The following is a 21,488-nucleotide window of genomic DNA, read 5'->3' as shown; positions in this document are numbered from 1 at the left end:
AAAGAAAGCTAGCCAACTATCGCGCCACACTAGTCGGCGCGGGGCTAGCCCTTCCTAACGCAGAAGCCCCCGTGCAGGTTAGCCCGCGCCGGAGCCCGCTAGCCCGCTAAAACCGATTTTTCCACATCATGCTCTCTACCGGGCGGTCGGTGCGCTCGTTGTACTTGGCCGACTGCTTGCGGTTGTAGAACGTTTGTACGTCGCCTTGCAGGCCGAAATAAATGAGCTGGCCGATGGGCATGCCCGGGTACACGCGCACGGGCATCGACACGCTGATTTCGAGCGTCCAGTGGTTGCAGAAGCCCACGTCGCCCTTGCCGGCCGTGGCGTGAATGTCGATGCCGAGCCGACCCACGCTGCTCTTGCCTTCTAGGAAGGGCACGTGGGCGTGGGTTTCGGTGTATTCTTCCGTCACGCCCAGGTACAGGATGCCGGGCTGGAGCACGTAGCCTTCCTCGGCCGACATTTCGAAGGTGGTAATCGTATTGTGGCGGCGGGCGTCGAGCACCGCGTCGTCGTAGGTAGCCAGGTAGCGGCCCAGGTGCACGTCGTAGGAGTTGGTACCCAGGCAGCTAGGGTCATAGGGCTGCACCACGATGGTACCGCGCTCCATTTCGGCGCGAATTTGCTGGTCGGTCAGAATCACGAAATCAGAAATTTGGTTGATTGTTAGTTGCTGCTTGTTGATTTCTGCTTGTTGATTGTCAATGTTTTAAGCTGATAATCAATTAGCAGCAATCAACAATCAGGTAAGCTCGTCGTCTTGGTCGTCGTAGCTGTCGGCGGGCAGCTCGCCGGTGGCCTGGGGGCGGAAGCGGCTGAAAAAACCAGGGCCGCGCTCGGCGGGCGGGGCGGGCTCGTCGGCCGCTTCGTCGCCTTCGGGGGCGGCGTAGTAGGCCTGCTCGGCTTCGAGGTCGCGCACGCGGCGGCGCAGGCGACGCAGCTCGGGCAGCAGGCTGGCCACGGTGTAGAGCAGCAGGCCAAACGAGCCCAGGCTCAGCAGCAGCGTAAAGTAGCCTACCCAGCCGGGGCCGACGCTAGCCGGCTCAGCCTCGCTAAGGGCAGAGTGGGTGGCCGGCCCCACTTCGGGCTCGGGTGCGGGGGCAGCGGTGGGCTCGGCATCGCCGGGGGCGGGGCCGTTGGTGGTGAGGGGCGCGGCGGCCGCCAGGGGCTCTTCGGGCTCGGGGGCGGGCTTGGCGGCCGGGGCGCCGCTGGCGTTGAACTGCGCTAGGGCCTGCTTGATGGTGCGCTGCTCGGTGCGGACGAGCGCCGACTTCTCATCGTGCGGCAGGCCCCGAATGAAGAACTCAAAGTTGCGGTCGCGCAGCACGCCGTTGAGCTGCTTCTCGAACTCGGCCAGCGTGAGCGGGCCGGTGCCGAAGCGCGCCTTATAGCGCTCAGCCACGCCGTTGTAATTCAGAAAGAGCTTTTGCAGCTCGGCGTTGTTTTCAAAGTTGGTGAACTGCCGGCGGGCGGCGGCGGTGCGCAAGTTGCTAGGGTACTTCTGCCGCGTAAAATGCTTGTCGTACACCGTTTCGAAGGTGCGGAAGTTCAGCTCGTCGATGGTGCGGTCGAAGAGCTGCTTATTGGCTGCGGCGGGCGTCTGGCTGCCGCCAGCCTGTGGTTGGGCATAGCTGGCCAGCGAAAAAAGCAGCAGAAACAGGCTGAGCAAACGGCGCATAGGCAGATTGAAATAGGAGCGCAAGGTCTCGCAAGGTAAAAAGAGGTTTCGCAAGGGCCTGGGGCGAATTGCCAACAAAAGCATTCAATCCCGCACCTTGCGAAACCTCTTTTTACTTTGCGAGACCTTGCGAGCAAAATTACGCCGAAAGGCCGTGCGCCTCGATAAGCGACTCGCGGCAGGCCGTGAGGTACTTCTCCACCAGCTCGTCGGTGATGGCGGTCGAAATAAACAGGGCCTCAAACTGCGACGGCGCCAGGTAGATGCCGCGCTGCAGCATAGCGTGGAAGTAGCGCCCGAAAGCCGGCAAATCAGCTTTCTTGGCGTCTTCCAGGTTCGTTACCGGCTCGGAGGTGAAGAACAGGCTGAACATCGAGCCCACCTGATTGACGGTGTAGTTCAGGCCTAGCTCCTTGGCAATCTGGCGCGTGCCGTCAGCCAAGCGCGTGCTGGTGGTTTCGAGCTGCTGGTACACCTCGGGGTGCTCGTGCAGGTAGCGCAGCTGGGCTAGCCCCGCGGCGGTGGCCAGGGGGTTGCCCGAGAGTGTGCCGGCCTGGTACACTTTGCCGGCCGGCGCCACCTGGTTCATAATGTCGGCGCGGCCGCCGTAGGCGCCCACGGGCAGGCCGCCGCCAATAATTTTGCCGAGGGTGGTGAGGTCGGGCGTCACGCCGAAGCGCTCCTGCGCGCCACCAGCGGCGAGGCGGAAACCCGTCATTACCTCGTCGAAAATCAGCACAATGCCATGCTGCGTGCACAGCGCCCGCAGGCCGGCCAGGAAGCCGTGGGCCGGCTCCACGAGGCCCATATTGCCGACTACCGGCTCGATGATGATGGCGGCCAGCTGCTCGGGGTTGGCGTCGATGGCGGCCCGTACGGCCGCCAGGTCGTTGTAGGGTACGGTGAGCGTATCCTGAGCTACGCCCTGGGTCACGCCGGGCGAGTCGGGGGCCCCTAGCGTGAGCGCGCCCGAGCCGGCGGCAATCAGAAAGGAGTCGCCGTGGCCGTGGTAGCAGCCCTCAAACTTGAGGATTTTCGGGCGGCCGGTGTAGCCGCGCGCCACCCGGATGGCCGACATAGTGGCCTCGGTGCCCGAGTTTACCAGGCGCACTTTTTCCAGGCTGGGCACCATTTCAATGAGCAGCTCGGCCATCTCGACCTCGCGCCGGGTAGGCGCACCGAAGGAAAACGAGTTGGGCAATGCTTGGGCCAGGGCCTCCTGCACCGGCGGGAAGGCGTGGCCGAGTATCATCGGGCCCCACGAGTTGATGAAGTCAACGTAGGTATTGCCATCGACATCGGTAAGCCAGGCGCCTTGGGCCGACTGCATAAACACGGGCGCGCCGCCCACCGAGCGGAAGGCCCGCACCGGCGAGTTGACTCCGCCCGGAATAAGCTCCTGGGCGCGGGCAAAAAGAGATTCGGAAGAAGTCATTAAAATCTGTTTGTTAATACTTTATATTTTCGAAATCGTCTGTCATTGCGAGCCTGCGAAGCAATCTTTCCTTGTCGCTAGGGGTACTATTCCAACAGTTAAGGAAAGATTGCTTCGCAGGCTCGCAATGACAAGTTTTGGGCGTCAAAGCACCTACCGTAGCAATTGCGGCTCCAGGTTGCTGAGCTTGAGCAGCGGCACGGTTTGGCTGTCGTGGGCGCCGCTAGGGTAGGAGAGGCCCTCGAAGATGGCGCCTGGCTGGGGCGGCGCGCTGGCTAGGCCCCCCTGGAAGGCCGGGCCGTATTGCGCGAGCGCATTGCCAAAAAACAGCAGCAGCTCGAAGCCCTGACTGGCAAACACCGAGGGCGGCAGGTTTTGCTTGGCCAGGTAGAGCTGGCGGAAGCGCCGGTAGCCCAGGCCATTTTTGTCAAAGTATTTGGGATGATAGTAGTACACGCCCGCACTACCGAGCTGGCCCACGCCCAGGCTGGGGTTATCGAGCCAGGTGCCGGGCACTAGCAGCGCCGGGCGGCTGGCAGCGGGCACCGTGCCCAGGGCCAGAAAAGCCGCCGGGCCCACCTTGCGGGCATCGGAAGCTACTACCACGTGGCTGGCGCCGGTGAGCTCGGCCGGCAAAAAGGCGGCGCCCAGGCTGGCCGGGTCTTCGGGCCGAAAGGCATGGCTGGCCGTGATGTGGCCGCCTGCTGCTTCGTAGGCCGCCTGGTAGGCGGTGGCAAAGTCATTCTCATCCTTGCTGTCTTCGTGCAGCAGCACGGCAGGCCGGCCGGTGCCAAACGACACGGCCGCAAACTGCGCCGCCACGCGCCCTTGGGTGGCCGCGCTGGGTGAATAGAGGTAGTGGTAGGCATTGTCCTGCACCAAGCTGCCATCCTGCGAGAGCGGGTTGATGCACACAATCTGGTGCTCGCGGGCGTAGCGGGCCAGCAGCTTGGCCCCCGACTTATACACCGGCCCGATGAGCATATCCATGCCGGCCAGCTCGGGCAGGGCGAGCACGCTCTTGAGCGTGAGGGTGTCGGCGCCGGTGTCGTAGGCAAAAAGCTGCACCGGGTGGCCGGCGCGCTGCAGCGAGTCCTGGGCCAAGCGCAAGCCCGCGTAGAGGTCGGTTACAAACTGATTCCTGCGCTGGGTTTGCCAGCTATTGTCTTGCAGCTCAAAGGGCAGCAGCACGCCTACGTTGTAGGTGCCCTTGCGCGGTAGGGCTTTGGGAGCCACGGGCGCGGCAGCCGGGGCTAGCGCGGCGGCGTAGCGGCTGCGGTCGAGCTTAAACTGCGCCACGAGCGCGTCGAGCTGCTGGCGGTCGGCGTCGGTAAGTGTGCCAGTACTCAGCAGATAATCAGCATACAGCCGGCCGATGAGCTTGCTCTGGGGGTAGCGCTTTTGGAGACGCTGCCAGGTGGCGTGGTCCTTCAGCTTGGCCAGGTAGTTGGCTTGCATGGCCTCGCGCGGGGCGGCGTACTGCTCGGCCGGCAATTGGCCCAAGGTGCGCAGCGCTGTGTCGTAGTCGCCCTGCTCAAACGACACCTGGCCCTGCAAATACAGCACCTCGCCCATGCTGGCATAGGTAGGGTATTGGTTACGAATGAGATTGAGCATCTGCTCGGCCTCGGCCCACTGCCCCAGCCGGGTGGCGGCCACGGCGTAGAGGTAGCCCGCGTCGGGGGCCTGGGCAAAGTGGTTGATGGGCTGAGCCAGGGGCTCCAGCTCTTGCATAGCCACGGCAAAGTGGCCCTGGTCGAGCTGGGCTTTGCCGGCGCGGTAGCGGGTAAGCTGGCCCTGGGCGCTGGCTAGCAGGCTCAGCAGCAGCAGGGGTAGCACAAGCAGCCGCCACGGTTGGTGGGTGGCGGCGCGGTACGAGTTAGTCATGCGGGGAAAGAAAGCCAGGGTTGGCGCCCGCAAAGGTACGCCCGGCCGGGGAGGGGCCGAAAAGCAACCCGTTTGCGGGCTTTGCCTACCTTAGTAGGCCTTGGGGCGGACCTTTCCCCTGCCTTTCCCCGCCAATGTCGCTCGCCATGCCCTTGTCGCTGCCCACCCTGCGCCGCCGCCTGCCGCTGTTCTTCGTGCTTGGGTTGTCGCTGGCCCTAAGCTTTGTGCTCATTGCGGCCCGCGTGCTCATCACGGGGCGGCCGCTGTTCGTGTTTCTGCTCTGGAATCTCTTTCTGGCCGCCATCCCGTTTGGCCTGAGCGCGGCGCTGAGCCTGGCCGCCCGGCCGCCACAGGCGCGGCTGCTCCTGCCGGTAGGGGCGGTGTGGCTGCTGTTTTTCCCGAATGCGCCTTATCTCGTTACTGACTTATTTCACCTGGTGCCGCATGCGCGGGTGCCTTACTGGTACGACCTGGCGCTCATCATGTCGTGCGCCTGGAACGGGCTGATGCTAGCCTTCGCCTCGCTGCTCGACATGCACGCGCTGGTGCGCCGGCGCCTGGGCTTCTGGTTAGGGTGGCTGTTTGTGGCGGTGGCGCTGGGCCTGAGTGCCTTCGGGGTGTACCTGGGCCGTTACCTGCGCTACAATTCCTGGGATATTCTCAACGACCCATTCAAGCTCTTCTACGACATCGTGCAGCGCATTCTACACCCTTTCCACAACTGGCAGGCCTGGGGCGTCACGGTGGTATTTTGGGCGTTTTTGCTGATTGCCTACGCCACCGTGCGCCTGCTAGGCTCCCCACGCCAGCCCGATGCCGACGAGCACTAAATCAGTCTTCAGTTGCTGGCCAGGGCAAGCGGTGGCGCGCCCGGTAGTTGGCGTGCGCCAGGAAAGTAGTGGTTGTAGGAGTCGGCCAGCGCCCAGGGAGGCTAAGCGCGTGTTTAGAAATTTAAAAGTACGCCAGCTGAGCAGGGCGTTCTAAAAATGATTCTTGTAAAATTTAACTATGTGCTAATGCTGCAGATTGCCCTCCCAGGCGGCCAGCTCGGCGCGGTGCTCGGCGGCAGCGCGGGCCAGCAGCGCCGGGCTAGGGCCAGTGCCCAGATAAATGGTAGTGCCCTGCTCCATCGCGTAGGAATTGGTGATTTCGCCCACCTTTTCGAAGTGCTGGAAGTAGGGCGCCAGCTCCCCGGGGTGGCCTTCGCCCACGAGCAGCAGATGCCGGTAGGGCCGCGCCGGCCACTGCGGGAACCAGTATAAATAGCTACCATTGAAGCTCGTAGCAGCGGGCAGCGGGCGGTGGCGGTTGTAATAATTGATGGCGCCGGCCTGGCCGTAGTTGTCGCACTTAATGAGGGTGCTGGCCCGGGTCGAATCGGGCAGCGCCTGGTAGGCCAGCCAGGCTTTATCGGCCAGCTCCTGCCAGCCCAGCATATCGGCAAAGTCCTGCGGTAGCGGATGGATTTCGCCGTCTTCCCAGCGGTTGAGGCCTAGCTTCTGGTGCAGCGGCCGCTGGCCCAGGCGCACCATCGCGGGCGGTGAGAGTATCGGAAAAATATCGCGCACGATGGGCGCCCACACCAGCAGCGGCAGCCCGAGCAGCGCTACCCGCAGGCGCGGCCGCTGCGCCAGCTGCGCCTGCCACCATACCGCGCCCACCGCAAACAGCGCCGGGTAATAGCCCAGGCCATAGTAGCCTTTGCCGTGCAAAACACTGAGAATGAGCATCCCCACCACGTACACCGCGCCTACCACCCTAGTCGCCGGGGCCGGCCGGCCCCGCAGCGCCGCCCACAGCCCCGGCAGCCACACCAGCACCGCCGAAAAGCACAGCAGTACCTGCTCTTTCCAAAACTCGCCGGCCGATACGTGCACCAATTGCCGCTCGTGCAACAGCGCCATGTGGTGGCGAAACGGCAGCCCGTGCGCCACCTGCCATAGCAGCGTGGGCGCGGCTACCAGCAGCGCCAGGCCCGCCGCTAGCCAAATGGGCCGCCGCCCAAACGTGCGCGGCGCCGTGAGTAGCAGCGCCACCAGCACGGCCGCCCCAAAAAAGAACGTGGTGTATTTATTCAAAATGCCCAGGCCCAGCACCAGCCCTAGCCAGTAGAGGTGGCGCGGCTGGCCATCGGGCTGCGCGTGCCGCACCAGCAGGTAGAGGCCTAGCGTGAAGCTAAATACTTCAAACGCATTGGGTTGGAAAAGCAGGTTGACCCGGCCGTAGGCCGTGGTGAGGTAGCACACGCCGGCCAGCGCCTGCGCCAACGGCCCGCCGCCCAGCCGCTGGGCCAGCCGTACCACCACGTATATCGTGAGCGCCCCCCAGAGCAGCGGCCAGAATTTCACCCAAAAAAAGCCGCCGCCCAGCGCCAGCGTCACCCAGCTTTGCAGGGCTGTGAGGGGTGGCACTTCGATGTAGCCCCAGGCCAGATGGTGGCCGTAGTCGAGGTAGAGGTATTCATCGCGGTGCAGCTCGTAGGTGCCGTAGCCGGCCAGCGCCAGGCTAGAGATGAACTTGAGGAGCGCGAAGAGTAGGGGTAAGTGGTGTTTCATAAGGAAGGGTAGCGTGGTAAACCCGCCTGTCATTGCGAGCTTGCGAAGCAATCCCTCCTTGTCGTCCTCTTCATCGAGATTAGTACCCCTGGCGGAAAGGAAAGATTGCTTCGCAAGCTCGCAATGACAGGCGGGTTTATGGCTTCCTGCTCACTGCCCACTGAAAAAATGTCCTGGTTTCGCCTGCTTTCTACTCGCCGCTACCCCGACCGCCCTGCCGAGGTGCCTATGCCCGGCCGCTCGCCCTACCTGGCCGACTACGACCGCGTGGTGTTTTCGTCGGCCTTCCGGCGCTTGCAGCGCAAAACCCAGGTGATGCCGCTGCCCGAAACCGACTTCGTGCATACCCGCCTCACGCACTCGCTCGAAACTGCCTGTGTGGGCCGCTCGCTAGGCCGCCTTTCGGCCCGCCGCGTGCTCGAAAACGACCCGGACATTGAAAAAGAGCTACCCGACTTCGCCCAGGATTGCGGCGACATCGTGGCCGCTGCCTGCCTGGCCCACGACATCGGCAACCCGCCCTTCGGCCACTCCGGCGAGGATGCCATCTCGGCCTATTTTGCCAGCCGCGCCGCCGAGCGCTTCATCACCGGCCTCAGCGCCGCCCAGCAGGCCAATTTGCAGCACTTCGAGGGCAACGCGGCGGGCTTCCGCATTCTCACCCACACCTACCCGGCGCTCAGCAGCGGTTCGGCCGGGCTAGGGCTCACCTACGCCACGCTGGGCGCGTTTACCAAATACCCGCGCCCGTCGGTTATCGCCGCTGAAAAGAAGAAAAACGGGGCTAGCGAGAAAAAATACGGCCACTTTCAGGCCGAAAACGCCCGCTTCAAGCTGGTGGCCGAAGAGCTGGGCCTGCTGCCCAAAGATGGTCCGGCCGGCTTCTACCACCGCCACCCGCTAGCCTTCCTGGTCGAGGCCGCCGATGACATTTGCTACCGTATCATCGACTTTGAGGATGGCCTCAAGCTGGGCCTCATCGACCATGAGCGCGGCTTGCAGCTCATGCGCAACCTGCGCGCCGCCGCGCCCAACGCCCGCCCCAAAGGCGCCGGCAGCAGCGGCCTGCACTGGCGCGACTGGCAGGAAGAGCTAGGCTACCTGCGCGCCACGCTCATCGGCCAGCTTGTAGATGAAACTGCCACTCGCTTTGCCCAGCATGTGCCCGCCATCCTGGCCGGCACCTACGATGCCTCTTTAGTAAAAGAATTGAGCGGCTACGAGTTTCTCCAGGAAATTCAGCAGTTGAGCATTGATAAACTCTACCGCTCGCGCCCGGTACTCGAAATCGAAGCGGCAGGATTCGAGGTGCTCGGCGGTCTGCTCGACGCCTTTCTGTGCGCCATTTTCGATTCTAAAAACAACCACCGCTCGCGCAAGCTGCTCGACCTGCTGCCCGCCCAGTACCGCGCCATCGGCCACCAGGCCGGCGCCTCAGCTTACGAGCAAATTCTGCTGCTCACCGACTACGTGGCCGGCATGACCGACCAGCACGCGCTGAGTTTGTATAAAACAATTAAAGGTATCGAGTTGCCGAAAGGCTTTTAATTAGGTGTTGACCAATAAATACACGTTAAGGATAAGCTGAAAATCGCCTGTCATTGCGAGCCTGCGAAGCAATGACAGGCGATTTAATTGAGTATAGTTGTCTCCTGCTCGTGCAGCGCCACCATATTTTCCAACAACTGCTCAATTAATTTTCGACCTTTCCACACCGATTTTAATTTGCTGCGAATTTGCGCGGCAGTTTGAATAAATTCGGCTTCCTCAGCTGTTTCGTGGTTTTCAAAAGCCATTAATTTCTCCACCATTTCCTCCGTCATTTCGGGGTGAAATTGGAGGCAAATAATCCCCTCGCCCCACACAAAGCCCTGTGCCGCGCAGCCCGCCGACATGCCCACCCGCATAGCACCCGGCGGCACCGTAAACGTATCGACGTGCCAGTGCAGCACCGTCGCTTTATCGGGCCAGCCGCGCAAGAGCGGGTGCGTCAGGGCTTTGGCCGAAAAGCGCACCGTCCAGAAGCCGATTTCCGGTTCCGGATTTGGCCGCACCTCGCCGCCCAACGCCTGCGCTACCAATTGCGCGCCCAGGCAAATGGCCAGGGTAATTTTACCGGCCCGCAGTACCTCCCGTAAAAAGGCTTTTTCCGGGGCTAGCCAGGGAAATACAGCCTCATCATACACGCTCATCGCGCCGCCCAAAATCAGCAGCCCGTCAAATTCGGCTAGGGCCGGAAAAACCGGATTAGGCTCAAAAAGCCGCGTAAAAGTGAGCGTATGGCCGTGCGCGGCTAGCCAGCCGCCGGCGTGGCCGGGGCCTTCATCGGGTAGGTGTTGGAGGCAGTGCCAGCGCATAAAAAGTAAAAAATATAAAAAACGTCTGTCATGCTGAGCCTGCGAAGCATCCTATTACCGCCGAACGACTTGTCCCAGCGTGATAAGATGCTTCGCAGACTCAACATGACAGACGATTGAAGCCATATTGAATGGCGTTCACAAAATCCGACTAATCCGAAAAATCCGCTCGAATCCGTGGTTCAGATTACTCCCACTCAATCGTAGCCGGCGGCTTGCTCGAAATATCGTACACCACCCGGTTGATGCCGCGCACCTGGTTGATGATGCGGTTGCTCACGTCGGCCAGAAAATCGTAGGGCAGGTGAGCCCAGTCGGCGGTCATGCCATCCACGCTGGTTACGGCGCGCAGGGCCACTACGCGCTCGTAGGTACGCTCGTCGCCCATCACGCCCACGCTCTGCACGGGCAGCAGCATGGCGCCGGCCTGCCATACTTGTTCGTAGAGGCCGCGCTCTTTCAGAAGATTGATGAATACGCCGTCGGCGCGCTGCAGCAGGTCCACTTTCTCGGGCGTGATGTCGCCCAGGATGCGGATGCCCAGGCCGGGGCCAGGGAAGGGGTGGCGGTTGAGAATCTCGCCGGGCAGGCCTAGTGTGGCGCCTACTTCGCGCACCTCATCTTTGAAGAGCATGCGTAGCGGCTCCACGATTTTGAGGTTCATCTTCTCGGGTAGGCCGCCCACGTTGTGGTGGCTCTTGATAGTCACGGCCGGCCCGCCGTGCACCGATACCGACTCAATCACGTCGGGGTAAATGGTGCCCTGGGCTAGCCAGCGGGCGCCTTCCACCTTCTGCGCCTCGCGGTCGAATACTTCAATAAACGTGCGGCCAATGGCCTTACGCTTCTGCTCGGGGTCGGAGAGGCCCGCTAGGGCACTGTAGAACTCGGGCGCGGCGCGCACGCCGGTCACGTTCAGGCCCAGGCCCTCGTAGGCCTTCAGCACCGAGGCAAACTCATCCTGCCGCAACAGGCCATTGTCGACGAAAATGCCGTGTAGGCGCGGGCCGATGGCGCGGTGCAGCAGCAGCGCCGCCACCGAGCTATCCACGCCGCCCGAGAGGCCCAGAATTACCTGGTCGTCGGGGCCAACGGTGTTTTGCAGCGCCGCCACCATCGAGTCGACGAAGTGCTCGGGCGTCCAGCTCTGGTCGCAGCCGCAGATGTTGACCACGAAGTTTTCGAGCAGTTGTTTGCCCTCCGTCGAGTGCGTCACCTCGGGGTGAAACTGGATGCCGTAGGTATCCTGGCTGGGCAACTTATAGGCCGCCACCGCCACCTCGGGCGTGCTGGCGATGATGTTGTACTCAGCCGGCAGCGTCTTAATGGTATCGCCGTGCGACATCCACACCTGCGTATCGAGGTGCAGGCCGGTAAGCAGGGGCGACGTCTCGTCGAGCTTGCTCAGCCGCGCCCGGCCGTATTCGCGGATGGTGGCCGGCAGCACTTCGCCGCCGCCCTGCTGGGCCAGCAACTGCGCGCCGTAGCAAATGCCCAGCACTGGTACCTTGCCCAAAATCCCGCTCAGGTCGGGGTTGGGCGAGTCGGCATCGCGCACCGAGCAGGGCGAGCCCGAAAGAATGACGCCCCGCAGGTCGCCGGCACTAATGCGCTCGGCCAGCTGGGGGGCGTGGGTGTAGGGGTGAATTTCGCAAAAAACGTGCAACTCACGAATGCGCCGGGCAATGAGCTGCGTGTACTGCGAACCGAAATCTAGAATCAGGATTTGCTGCATGGGGCACAAAGTTAAGGGCTAGCCCGAAGCCCCGCAGTATTATCCTGGCCAATAGGCTGCAGAAGCCCACCTGGTATTTATACTTTATTGCCTCGGATAGTCTGCACGTTAGCATCCGCTGCGGCGCAAAAAGCCGGAAATTTTAACGTAATGCTTTAATCTGTGCGCTGCCTGCGTACCTTTGCACCGGCGAGTCAGAACGACCAGCTCCTACTGAACTCCCCCAGGGCCGGAAGGCAGCAAGGGTAGGTGGTTGAGCGGTGCGATTTTGGCTCGCTTTTTTTTGTCTTTTTCAGCCGGCCCCGAGCCGCGTTCGTCTGCCGACTTTAGGCAGGTAGCGCGTAGCTTTGGGCCGGCTTTTTTAGTAGCCGTCAGCTAATAGCTGCTAGCTTTCAAAGCAGAGAATAAAAATTAATAGCTAACGGCTAGCAGCTGTTAGCTAACAGCTAACTACATGAAGTTTTTCATTGATACGGCCAACCTGGCCGAAATTCAGGAAGCCGTAGACCTCGGCGTGCTCGATGGCGTAACTACCAACCCCTCACTGATGGCCAAAGAAGGCATCCGGGGCACCGATGCCGTAATGGCTCACTACCGCGCTATCTGCGACATCGTGGACGGCGACGTATCGGCCGAGGTAATTGCCACCGACTTCGACGGCATCATCCGCGAGGGCGAGGCCCTAGCCGACCTGCACCCCAATATCGTGGTGAAAGTGCCCATGATTAAGGAGGGCGTGAAAGCCATCAAGTATTTCAGCGACAAGGGTATCCGCACCAACTGCACGCTCATCTTCTCGGCAGGGCAGGCGCTGCTGGCCGCTAAGGCGGGCGCCACCTACGTATCGCCCTTTGTGGGTCGCCTCGACGACATCGGCGCCGACGGTCTGGGGCTGATTGCCCAGATTATCGAAATTTTTGCCAACTACGGCTACGCCACCGAAGTGCTGGCCGCCAGCGTGCGCCACGTGCCGCACCTCATTCAGTGCGCCGAGCTGGGCGCCGACGTCGTTACCTGCCCGCTCAACGTCATCACCGGCCTGCTCAACCACCCGCTCACCGACAAGGGCCTAGCCACGTTTCTGGCCGACCACAAGAAGGTAAATGCTTGATTTAGTTAGGAGTTAAAAGTTATGAGTTATGAGTTGATGCACCACTGCATCACTGCTCGTAACTGCCAACTCATAACTCATAACTTTTAACTTCTAACGCTCTCCAAGTGTACATCATCAAAGTAAAAGGCAAGGCCAAGATTCCGGATTACATCCAGCTGCGCGACGAGAATTTCGTGCTGATTGCCTATTTCCGGGCCGACCGTCCGCTTAAAGACCTGCACCGCTACGGGCTGGAAGGCCAGGAAATACCGCTGGCCGCCGTCATTGCGGAGCTGGAATTTGGCAAGCTGCGCAAGCTGGAGTTGTAATGACTGCTTACTGGTCGTTAATTATTGGTCATTAGCAATTAGTCATTCGTCATTAACTATGTCCGAGCCAATTGCTGAGCTGCGCGGCGCCACCATCACCCAGGAAGGCCGGGCAGTACTCGAAAACGTGTCTTTCGCGCTGGAAAAGAGTGAGTTCTCCTACCTGGTAGGGCGCACCGGCGCGGGCAAGTCGTCGTTGCTCAAAACCCTGTATGCCGACCTGCCGCTGCTGGTGGGCTCGGGCACCGTGGCGGGCTTCGACTTGGTTAGCCTGCCGGCCAGCAAGGTGCCCTACCTGCGGCGCCGGCTAGGCATTGTGTTTCAGGACTTTCAGCTTCTGAGCGACCGCTCGGTGGGCGAAAACCTGCTGTTTGTGCTCAATGCCACCGGCTGGCGCGGCAAGGCCCGCAAGCAGCAGCGCGTGCAGGAGGTACTGACGCAAGTAGGCCTGAGCGGCGTGGCAGGCCGCATGCCGCACCGCCTCTCGGGCGGCGAGCAGCAGCGCGTGGTGATAGCCCGGGCGTTGCTCAATGAGCCCGTGCTGTTGCTCGCCGACGAGCCCACCGGCAACCTCGACCCCGAAGTGGCCGACGGCATCATGGAGCTGTTTCGCGAAATCAACCACGCGGGCACAGCCATTCTCATGGCCACGCACAATTTTCAGCTGCTCGAAAAGTACCCGCACCGCGTGCTCACCTGCAAAGAGGGGCAGCTGTTGGACTCGGCCCGGGCCTAGCGCGCCGGGCTAGGTATATGCACGCGGGCCTGTCGATTCTGATTCCGGTTTTCAACCGCGACGTAGCGGTGCTGGTGCATTCGCTACGCGCGCAGGCCGCCGACTGGCCGGGACCGGCCGAAATCATCCTGCTCGATGATGGGTCCGCAGCAGCATATCGGCTGAAAAACCGGGCACTGGCCAGCCTGCCGGGCGTGCGCTACGAGGAACTACCGGCCAACGTGGGCCGGGCAGCCATTCGCAACCAGCTGGCGGCCCGGGCTAGCTATGCGTGGCTGCTCTTGCTGGATAATGATAGCCGGCTGCCCGACGAGCAGTTTCTGGCCCGCTACGCCCAGGCCGTGGCCGCGAAGCCCCCGGCAAGTCTCTTTATCGGCGGCACCACTTACGAGGCCACGCCGCCCACCGACCCGGCCCTGCGCCTGCGCTGGCACTACGGCCGCGCCCGCGAAATGCGCCCCGCCACCGTGCGGCAGCACGACCCCGGCGGCCAGCTTAGCATCAACAATGCGCTGCTGTGGGAAGGGTTGTTGCGCTATTTTCCCTTGGATGAGCATCTTAGCGGCTACGGACACGAAGATACCCGCTTCGGGCTGGAGCTGGCGCGGGCGGGTGTCGAGGTGCGGCATCTCGATAACCCAGTGCTGCACGATGGGCTGGAGCCAGCCGCTATCTTCCTCGAAAAGAGCCAGCAAGCGGTGCGCAACCTGGCCCGGGTGCTGCGGGCCGATGGGCTAGGGGCCGATAGCCGGCTGGCCCGTGCGGCGCGGCGCTTGCGCCTGCTGGGGTTGGCCGGGGCCACGCGCGTAGCCCTGGCCGCGCTAGCCCCCACGCTGCGTCAAAACCTGCTCTCGGCCCGCCCCAGCCTGTGGGCCCTCGATGCCTTGAAGCTGCTGTGGCTGTTGCAAGAGGAGCCATAGGCGTGGCTTGGCAGCCAGTATCTTTGGCGCTCGCTGTTTTTGCCCGTTGCCCTTGCCTGCATTGCCTCCCATTCAGCTGCTCGACCTCGCTGCTGAGCACGCGCCCTACCAAGCCGAGCTGGATGCCGCCTGGCGCGCCACCGTGCAGGAGGCGGCGTTCATCCAGGGGCCGGATGTGGACGAGTTTGCCGCCGAGCTGGGCGCGCACCTGGGCGGCGCGAACGTGGTGCCCTGTGCCAATGGTACCGACGCCCTCACGCTAGCCTTGCTGAGTCTGGGGCTGCCGCGCGGCACCGAGGTTATTGTGCCAGCCTTCACCTACGTGGCCACCCTGGAGGCTGCTGCGCTGTTGGGTTTACGGCCCGTACTCGTTGAGGTGTTACCAGATACCTTCAACGTCGACCCGGCGGCCGTGCGGGCGGCGCTCACGCCCCGTACCGGGGCCGTGGTGGCGGTCCACTTATTTGGGCAATGTGCTGATATGGAGGAGTTGACAAAGATTTGCCAGCTGGCTGGGGTAGCGCTTATTGAAGACAATGCCCAGGCGCTAGGGGCCACTTTTGCCTTCGCCAGCGGCGAAACGGCCTTTGCCGGCACGGTAGGAGAGGTGGGCACCACCTCGTTTTTCCCCAGCAAAAACCTGGGCTGCCTTGGCGATGGCGGCGCGCTCTTCACTCGCACCGCAGCCCGCGCCGACTTGCTGCGTCAGCTCGCCAACCACGGCCAGCGCCAGAAATACCTGCACCAGCGCATCGGCCTCAACTCACGCCTCGATACCCTGCAAGCCGCCCTGCTACGCGTGAAGCTGCGCCACCTGCCGGCCGCCCAATCCGCTCGCCAGGCCCTAGCCGCCCGCTACGACGCCGCGCTGGCTAGCGTGCCTGGCCTGCACCTGCCGGCCCGCGATGCGCGCAGCAGCCACGTGTTTCATCAGTACACTATTAAGGTTGAGGGCGAGGGCCGGCGCGATGCATTGCAGCAGCACCTCAAAGCGCACGGTATTCCGAGTGCTATTTACTATCCGTTGCCGGTGCACCAGCAGCCGGCGTATGCATATTTGGGATACCCGCTAGGGCAGTTTCCGGTGGCCGAGCGGCTGTGCGGGCAGGTGCTGTCGCTGCCGGTGCACCCAGGGCTGACGGGAGGGCAACAGGAGTTCATTATTGCTCACATATGCGCTTTCTTCGCGGTTTAATTACGGCCTTTGTCTACTCAACCTGAGCTTATCCGCTTTGCCATTTGTGGCGTAGGCCACATTGGCCGGCGGCACGCGGCGCTAGTGGCGCGCCACGCCGGGGCTAGCCTGGTAGCGCTTGTCGACGTGCGCGAAGAATTGCGGGCCGGCCTGGCGGCCGAGTTTCCAGGCGTGCCGTTTTTCCTTTCCTTGGAAGAATACCTGCAAAGTGGCCCTGCTGCCGACGTGCTCACGGTGGCCACCCCCAACGGCCTGCACGCCCCGCAGGCCGTGGCGGGCTTGCGCGCGGGCTTGCACGTGGTTGTTGAAAAGCCCGTTGCCCTGCATACGGCCGATGCTGTGCGCATCGTGCAGATGGCCCGCCAAACCGGCCGGCTAGCCTTTGGCGTGATGCAAAACCGCTACTCGCCGCCGGCCGCCTGGCTCAAGCAGCTTTACGACGAAGGCCGGCTAGGGGAGGTGTTTCTGGTACAGCTCACTTGCTTCTGGAACCGCGATGCGCGCTACTACCAGCCCGACGGCTGGCGCGGCACACGGGCCCTCGATGGCGGCCCGCTCTTCACGCAGTTCAGCCACTTCGTCGATTTGTTGTACTGGGTCTTTGGCGACATTACGAATATCGCGGCCCGGTTTCGTGATTTCAATCACGCGGGCCTCACCGAGTTTGAGGATAGTGGCCTCGTTGCCTTCGACCTGGTGCGCGGCGGCAGCGGCACGCTCAGCTACAGCACCGCCGTGTGGGACTGCAACCTCGAAAGTTCGCTGACCGTGGTGGCCGCGCGCGGCTCTTTGCGTATCGGTGGCCAGTATCTCGATAAGGTTGAATACTGCCACCTGCAGGACTACGAAATGCCCAACCTGCCACCCACTAGCCCCGCCAACAGCTACGGGCCCTACCAGGGCTCGGCCGCCAACCATGCCCAGCTGCTTGACAACGTGGTAGCCACGGTGCAGCAGCGCGGCACGGCCACCGCCACCGCCCTGGAAGGACTTAAAGTGGTGGAGATAATTGAGCGAATTTATGCCCTCCGCTAGCCCCCTCATCCGGTTTTGGCTGGCCCGGCGCCGCTGGGTTGTCGGGCTGGGGCTAGCCCTGCTGCTGGCCCTCGGCGGCCCCGAGCGCGCCGCCTGGCGCGAGTGGCTCGGCAACGGGCCTGCCTGGCAGCACCAGCTGGCCGCGCGCGAGGCCACCATCCGGGCAGCGTGAGGTGGCCGTGCCGCCGCTCGTCGGCATCACGCCGCAGTACGTGCTCATTCTGGGCGAGCCGCTGAGCGAGCGGGCCAGCGCCCGCTACAACCAATCAGCCGCCGCTTACTACGGCCTCGACTCGCTGCGCCTAAGCGGGCCGGGCCTGCCGCCGGCCGATGTGCACGTGCACTAGCCCTCACCGGGGCTAGCGTGCGGCAGTACCTAACTTGGCCGCCTGCTTTTCCTATCGCTGCCCATGACTACCGCCCTTGCCGCCCGCTGGCACGCCCTCACGGCCCAGCTACTGCCCGATGCCCAGCGCCGTGAAGCGGAGCTTCAGCGCCTTGCCGCAGCTTACGAGGCGCCCGAGCGGCACTATCATAGCCTAGCGCATATCGAAAACCTGCTGGCTAGGGTGGCGGCTTTCGCCCGGCAAGATGCGGCGGTGGTGGACCTGGCTATCTGGTTTCACGATGCTGTGTACGAGGCCCTGCGGCACGACAACGAAGCCCGAAGCGCCGACTGGGCTCTGGCCTTCCTGGCCGAAACTACCCTCGAACCAGCCCGGCGCGAGCGCGTGGTCGACCTCATTCGCCGCACCCAGGACCATACTCAGCCCCAGCCGCCCCACGACGCTGACCTGCTCTTATTCTTGGATGCCGACCTCAGCATCCTGGGCGCACCCGAGGCCGCATACTGGGACTACGCCCGCCAGGTGCGCCGCGAGTACCAGCAAGTGCCCGAACTGCTCTACCGCCCCGGCCGCCGTCAGGTGCTGGCTAGGCTGCTCGATGCGCCGGTACTCTTCCACACCCCTGCGCTACGCGATGAGCTGGACGGCCCCGCCCGCCGCAACCTGGCGGCCGAGCTGGCAGCTTGGGAGCGGGGCGGGCTGCCAGGCTAGGCTCACCAAACCAACATCCGGCCGTATCTTTGCCTCAGTCGAGCAGGCCCGCCAGCCCAGCTTGTTTTTATAAAGAGGCGCTGAGAGATAGGCTCTGCGACGCGCCGGCAACCCCCAGCCACTCGCTGGAACGGTGCCAACCGACCGGCCGCTAAACTATGGCGGCCATATAAAAGCCCGTGGTGCGTGCTGCTTTTTCTGCTTCGTTTGCTTTCTCTGTTTCCGGCGCTGCGGCGCGGGCCAGCCACCGCGTGGTGCGCTGTTGTTGGGGAGCCTAGCGTGAGTCGCCGTCCGGCGATTACATCATTTTTTATCTTTTAGAGGGTTGACCAGGGCTAGCCGGGCGCGAATGCGCATCGGCGGAGCGGGTCGTTTTGACGGGGGCCGCCAGGCTCGCGTTGTGTCGTTTTATGCTGAAAAAATCATTGGGCCTGCTGCGGCAGGAAGCGTCCGAGTCGGGCGCGGGTACCCTCAAGCGCACACTCAACGGCGTGAGCCTCATTGCGCTGGGCATCGGGGTCATTATCGGGGCAGGCTTGTTTTCGCTCACCGGCATCGCGGCGGCTAATAATGCCGGCCCGGCCGTGACGCTCTCCTTCGTAGTGGCGGCCGTGGGCTGTGCCTTCTCGGCGCTCTGCTACGCCGAGTTTGCGGCCCTGGTGCCGGTGGCCGGCTCGGCCTACACCTACGCCTACGCCACGATGGGCGAATTATTTGCCTGGATTATCGGCTGGGACCTCGTGCTCGAATACTCGGTGGGCGCCGCCACGGTGGCCATCAGCTGGTCGCAATACCTGCTCAAATTCTTGAGTAAATACGGCCTGCACCTGCCCGCCCAGCTCGTGCTGTCGCCCTTCGACGCCCCGGCCACCCTAGCCGATGGCTCGGTGGTGCACGGGCTCGTGAATCTGCCGGCCATGCTCATTGTGCTGGTTATCACGGCTATTATTATCCGGGGCACGTCGGGCTCGGCATGGTTTAATGCGCTGGTGGTAGCCCTCAAGGTGGCGGTGGTGCTGGTGTTTATCGTGCTGGGCTGGAAGTATATCGACCCGGCTAACTACCACCCCTACATCCCCGACAATACCGGCAAGTTTGGCGAGTTTGGCCTGAGCGGCGTGCTGCGCGGGGCGGGCGTGGTCTTCTTCGTATTCATCGGCTTCGATATCGTAGCCACCATGGCCCAGGAAACCAAAAACCCGCAGCGCAACATGCCCATTGGCATCCTAGGCTCGCTGGTGGTGTGCACCATCTTGTTTGTGCTCTTCGGCTACGTCATGACCGGGCTAGCCAACTACAAAGAGTTCAAGGACAGCGCCGCGCCGGTGGCCATTGCCATCGAAAAAACGCCTTACGCCTGGCTCAGCGGCGCCATTATTCTGGCTATTCTTATCGGCTACACCTCCGTTATTCTCGTCGATTTGTTAGGCCAGTCGCGGGTGTTTTTCTCGATGGCTAAGGACGGCCTGCTACCGCCGGTTTTCGCCAAGGTTCACCCCACCTTCCGCACGCCGGTGCAGTCCAACCTGCTGCTAGGGGCCTTTATTGCGTTGTTTGCGGGTTTTGTGCCCATCTCGGTGGTGGGCGAAATGACGAGCATCGGCACGCTACTAGCCTTCGTGATGGTGTGCCTGGGCGTGCTCATCATGCGCCGCACCAACCCCGAAGCCCCGCGCAGCTTCCGCACGCCGTGGGTGCCGGTGGTGCCCATCCTGGGCATTGCCACTTGCGTCCTGATGATGGTGAGCCTGCCCTGGGAAACCTGGCTGCGCCTGGCCGTGTGGCTGGCACTGGGGCTAGCGATTTACTTCGGTTACGGCAAGAAAAATAGCAAGTTGGGGCAACAGGCAGCAGTGGGAGAAGCACAGTAGCATTATCTCTCCCACTGCACTAATCTAGACTCTCCTCCGGCCAGCTTCTCGTCGATAATAGCGGCGACAACAGCCCAATCGCCACTAGCTAGGCCTGCTCCCGTTATCCTTGCGTACCCTTTAGCGAATAGGCAACCCCACCTTCCGCGCCAGCGCTGATACCTCCGGCACCCAGCCCGTGAGTAGCAGCCCGGCTCCGTAGAGCGCCGTGAGCACGCCCCCGCGCAGCAGCAGTGTCAGCCAACTATTCTGAAATCCGGGCAATGCCCACGCCACTAGCCCTGCCGCGCCCGCTAGCCCCAGAATGTAGAAAATGCGCCTATCAAATGGCTGCCAGCCGAAGCTGCGCCACACAAACCAGGTGCGCAACAGGTTGATGCTGACTAGAGCCAGGGCATTCGACAACGCCGCACCCGTGAGGCCTAGGCGCGGAATGAGCAGCGCATTCAGCCCAATAATGCACCCCGAAAGCCCCACGTTGAACAGTAAATCGTAGCGGTAGCGCGGCGAAGTAACCACGATAATGCCATTGACGCCCGTGATGCCATCGGTGAGCCGGCCGACCAGCAAGAGCAGCACCGCTAGGGTGCCCGCCGCATATTCGGGCCGGTGAATGAGCGAATAAATAAACGACAGATTGAGCCCGATGCCCAGCGCCAAGTAGGCACCCAGCGCGGTTGTCAGGCGCGTGCTGCGGCGATAAAAATCAAGCATTTTATCGGTAGCGCCTTCCTTCCAGTACTCGGCAATGAGCGGGTAGGCCGTCTTATACAGCGCCCGAAAGGGCACCGCCAGCGCTGTGCTGATATTCAGGGCAATAGTATAAATACCTGCATCGGCAAAGCTATGCGAGCCCAGCATGAGCGAGTCGATGGTTAGCAGCAGCGTGCCCGAGATATTGCCCAGCAGCGCAAAGCTGCCGAAGCGCAGCAGCTCGCCCACCGGTCGCACCCGCAGCACCGCACGGGTAGGCCGCAGGTGCAGTTCGCCGATAGCCGCCAAATACCCGAGCAGCAGCGCCGCAATGGCCGCGTAGCTACCCAGGTAGGCCAGCACAAAGCCGTCGAAGGAAAGCACGCCCGCGCCATAGAGCGCCGCCGAGCCCACAATAAGCAGGCGCTGCAACACATCGGTGAGAAACGACGAGAACGACGTGTGAAACAGCGACTTGGTATAGGCCTCCAGCAAGTTGTAAAGCAAGATGCAGAGCGCTAGCCCCAGCATGGCGCCGTAGTGCGGGCCTAGCAGGGCGGCATCGTGGGCATACCAGCGCAGTACCAGCGGCCGCCCCAGCCACAAGGCCCCCGCCACCACTACAAACAGGGTCAGCGGCAGCCCTAGCAGCAGCGCCAAAAACCCAGAGTGGCCATTTTCGCGGTCGCGGAAATAGGGGAAATACCGCAGCGTAGTATTCGTAAAGCCCAGCGCCGACACCAGTGCCCCCATCGTAGCCAGCGATACCAGAATGGAAGTAAGCCCAAGCTGCGCTGGCGCCAGCAGCCGCGGCAGCACCAGCGTGGTATTGACGAAGCCAATACCCAGCCCGACGTAAGAAATAACCGTGTTGCGCAGACTCTGCCGCTGAACGATGCCCAAGTTTG

20 protein-coding genes, 1 other RNA gene and 1 riboswitch are annotated in these 21,488 nt (G+C 62.6%); of the genes, 13 read left to right on the top strand and 8 right to left on the bottom strand.

The features are described from left to right. Positions 1-106: 106 nt before the first annotated feature. The 4 genes from dcd to J4D99_RS07475 form a co-directional block, all read right to left on the bottom strand. On the bottom strand, positions 107-646 hold the full coding sequence (dcd, locus tag J4D99_RS07490; protein WP_208131083.1) for a dCTP deaminase: 540 nt from the start codon (positions 644-646) through the stop codon (positions 107-109). 99 nt (positions 647-745) lie between these two features. Then, positions 746-1,681, bottom strand: coding sequence for a hypothetical protein (locus tag J4D99_RS07485; protein ID WP_208131082.1), 936 nt, complete (start codon positions 1,679-1,681; stop codon positions 746-748). A 139-nt stretch (positions 1,682-1,820) separates the two neighbouring features. Next, on the bottom strand, positions 1,821-3,116 hold the full coding sequence (gene hemL / locus J4D99_RS07480) for a glutamate-1-semialdehyde 2,1-aminomutase (protein ID WP_208131081.1): 1,296 nt from the start codon (positions 3,114-3,116) through the stop codon (positions 1,821-1,823). Positions 3,117-3,269: 153 nt separating this feature from the next. Continuing rightward, the gene (locus J4D99_RS07475) at positions 3,270-5,003 is read right to left on the bottom strand and encodes an ABC transporter substrate-binding protein (protein ID WP_208131080.1); all 1,734 of its coding nucleotides are present in this window, start codon (positions 5,001-5,003) and stop codon (positions 3,270-3,272) included. A 134-nt stretch (positions 5,004-5,137) separates the two neighbouring features. On the opposite strand from J4D99_RS07475, the gene J4D99_RS07470 reads away from it, so the two are divergent. Continuing rightward, entirely contained in the window at positions 5,138-5,833 is a 696-nt protein-coding gene (locus J4D99_RS07470; RefSeq protein ID WP_208131079.1) for a DUF1361 domain-containing protein, read from the top strand. 183 nt (positions 5,834-6,016) lie between these two features. Here the strand turns inward: J4D99_RS07470 and J4D99_RS07465 are convergent, their stop codons facing one another. After that, complete coding sequence (locus J4D99_RS07465) at positions 6,017-7,558, bottom strand: glycosyltransferase family 39 protein (protein WP_208131078.1); 1,542 nt, start codon at positions 7,556-7,558, stop codon at positions 6,017-6,019. Positions 7,559-7,726: 168 nt separating this feature from the next. Here J4D99_RS07465 and dgt point away from each other — a divergent pair, with 168 nt between their 5' ends. Then, positions 7,727-9,106: a dGTP triphosphohydrolase gene (gene dgt / locus J4D99_RS07460; protein ID WP_236018565.1), complete on the top strand. Its 1,380-nt coding sequence runs from the start codon at positions 7,727-7,729 to the stop codon at positions 9,104-9,106. Between the two features lie 83 nt (positions 9,107-9,189). Here the strand turns inward: dgt and J4D99_RS07455 are convergent, their stop codons facing one another. Both J4D99_RS07455 and guaA read right to left on the bottom strand, forming a co-directional pair. Beyond that, positions 9,190-9,915: a type 1 glutamine amidotransferase gene (locus J4D99_RS07455; RefSeq protein ID WP_208131076.1), complete on the bottom strand. Its 726-nt coding sequence runs from the start codon at positions 9,913-9,915 to the stop codon at positions 9,190-9,192. A gap of 187 nt (positions 9,916-10,102) precedes the next feature. Next, entirely contained in the window at positions 10,103-11,650 is a 1,548-nt protein-coding gene (guaA, locus tag J4D99_RS07450; RefSeq protein WP_208131075.1) for a glutamine-hydrolyzing GMP synthase, read from the bottom strand. Between the two features lie 186 nt (positions 11,651-11,836). Here guaA and ffs point away from each other — a divergent pair. The 11 genes from ffs to J4D99_RS07395 all read left to right on the top strand — a co-directional run bounded on the left by ffs (position 11,837) and on the right by J4D99_RS07395 (position 19,887). Then, positions 11,837-11,933: signal recognition particle sRNA small type (gene ffs / locus J4D99_RS07445), an RNA gene on the top strand. Between the two features lie 171 nt (positions 11,934-12,104). Further along, a complete protein-coding gene (fsa, locus tag J4D99_RS07440; RefSeq protein ID WP_208131074.1) occupies positions 12,105-12,761 on the top strand; it encodes a fructose-6-phosphate aldolase in 657 nt (218 codons plus the stop codon). Positions 12,762-12,868: 107 nt separating this feature from the next. After that, positions 12,869-13,072: a fructose-6-phosphate aldolase gene (locus J4D99_RS07435; RefSeq protein WP_208131073.1), complete on the top strand. Its 204-nt coding sequence runs from the start codon at positions 12,869-12,871 to the stop codon at positions 13,070-13,072. A gap of 58 nt (positions 13,073-13,130) precedes the next feature. Further along, entirely contained in the window at positions 13,131-13,808 is a 678-nt protein-coding gene (locus tag J4D99_RS07430; protein WP_208131072.1) for a cell division ATP-binding protein FtsE, read from the top strand. 17 nt (positions 13,809-13,825) lie between these two features. Next, the gene (locus J4D99_RS07425) at positions 13,826-14,728 is read left to right on the top strand and encodes a glycosyltransferase family 2 protein (RefSeq protein WP_208131071.1); all 903 of its coding nucleotides are present in this window, start codon (positions 13,826-13,828) and stop codon (positions 14,726-14,728) included. Positions 14,729-14,780: 52 nt separating this feature from the next. Then, complete coding sequence (locus tag J4D99_RS07420) at positions 14,781-15,923, top strand: DegT/DnrJ/EryC1/StrS family aminotransferase (RefSeq protein WP_236018564.1); 1,143 nt, start codon at positions 14,781-14,783, stop codon at positions 15,921-15,923. A gap of 9 nt (positions 15,924-15,932) precedes the next feature. Next, on the top strand, positions 15,933-16,958 hold the full coding sequence (locus J4D99_RS07415) for a Gfo/Idh/MocA family protein (RefSeq protein WP_213019521.1): 1,026 nt from the start codon (positions 15,933-15,935) through the stop codon (positions 16,956-16,958). After that, positions 16,945-17,130 carry a hypothetical protein gene (locus J4D99_RS07410; RefSeq protein ID WP_208131070.1) on the top strand — a complete coding sequence of 62 codons (186 nt, stop codon included), beginning with the start codon at positions 16,945-16,947 and terminating at the stop codon, positions 17,128-17,130. Before J4D99_RS07415 ends, J4D99_RS07410 begins: the two co-directional genes overlap by 14 nt. 7 nt (positions 17,131-17,137) lie before the next feature. Then, entirely contained in the window at positions 17,138-17,305 is a 168-nt protein-coding gene (locus J4D99_RS07405; protein ID WP_208131069.1) for a hypothetical protein, read from the top strand. A gap of 63 nt (positions 17,306-17,368) precedes the next feature. Then, a complete protein-coding gene (locus tag J4D99_RS07400; protein ID WP_208131068.1) occupies positions 17,369-18,016 on the top strand; it encodes an HD domain-containing protein in 648 nt (215 codons plus the stop codon). A gap of 64 nt (positions 18,017-18,080) precedes the next feature. Further along, a riboswitch (SAM riboswitch) is annotated at positions 18,081-18,192 on the top strand. Between the two features lie 234 nt (positions 18,193-18,426). Further along, positions 18,427-19,887 (top strand): amino acid permease, encoded by a 1,461-nt coding sequence (locus J4D99_RS07395; protein ID WP_208131067.1) that lies wholly within the window; start codon positions 18,427-18,429, stop codon positions 19,885-19,887. A 120-nt stretch (positions 19,888-20,007) separates the two neighbouring features. Here the strand turns inward: J4D99_RS07395 and J4D99_RS07390 are convergent, their stop codons facing one another. Further along, positions 20,008-21,483, bottom strand: a complete 1,476-nt coding sequence (locus J4D99_RS07390; RefSeq protein ID WP_208131066.1) for a polysaccharide biosynthesis C-terminal domain-containing protein — start codon at positions 21,481-21,483, stop codon at positions 20,008-20,010. Positions 21,484-21,488 lie beyond the last annotated feature (5 nt).

It is taken from the genome of Hymenobacter sp. BT559, assembly GCF_017571525.1.
Lineage (GTDB): Bacteria > Bacteroidota > Bacteroidia > Cytophagales > Hymenobacteraceae > Hymenobacter > Hymenobacter ginsengisoli.
The sequence above is the reverse complement of the archived record's forward strand: the minus strand, read 5'-3'. Positions and strand labels throughout refer to the sequence as shown.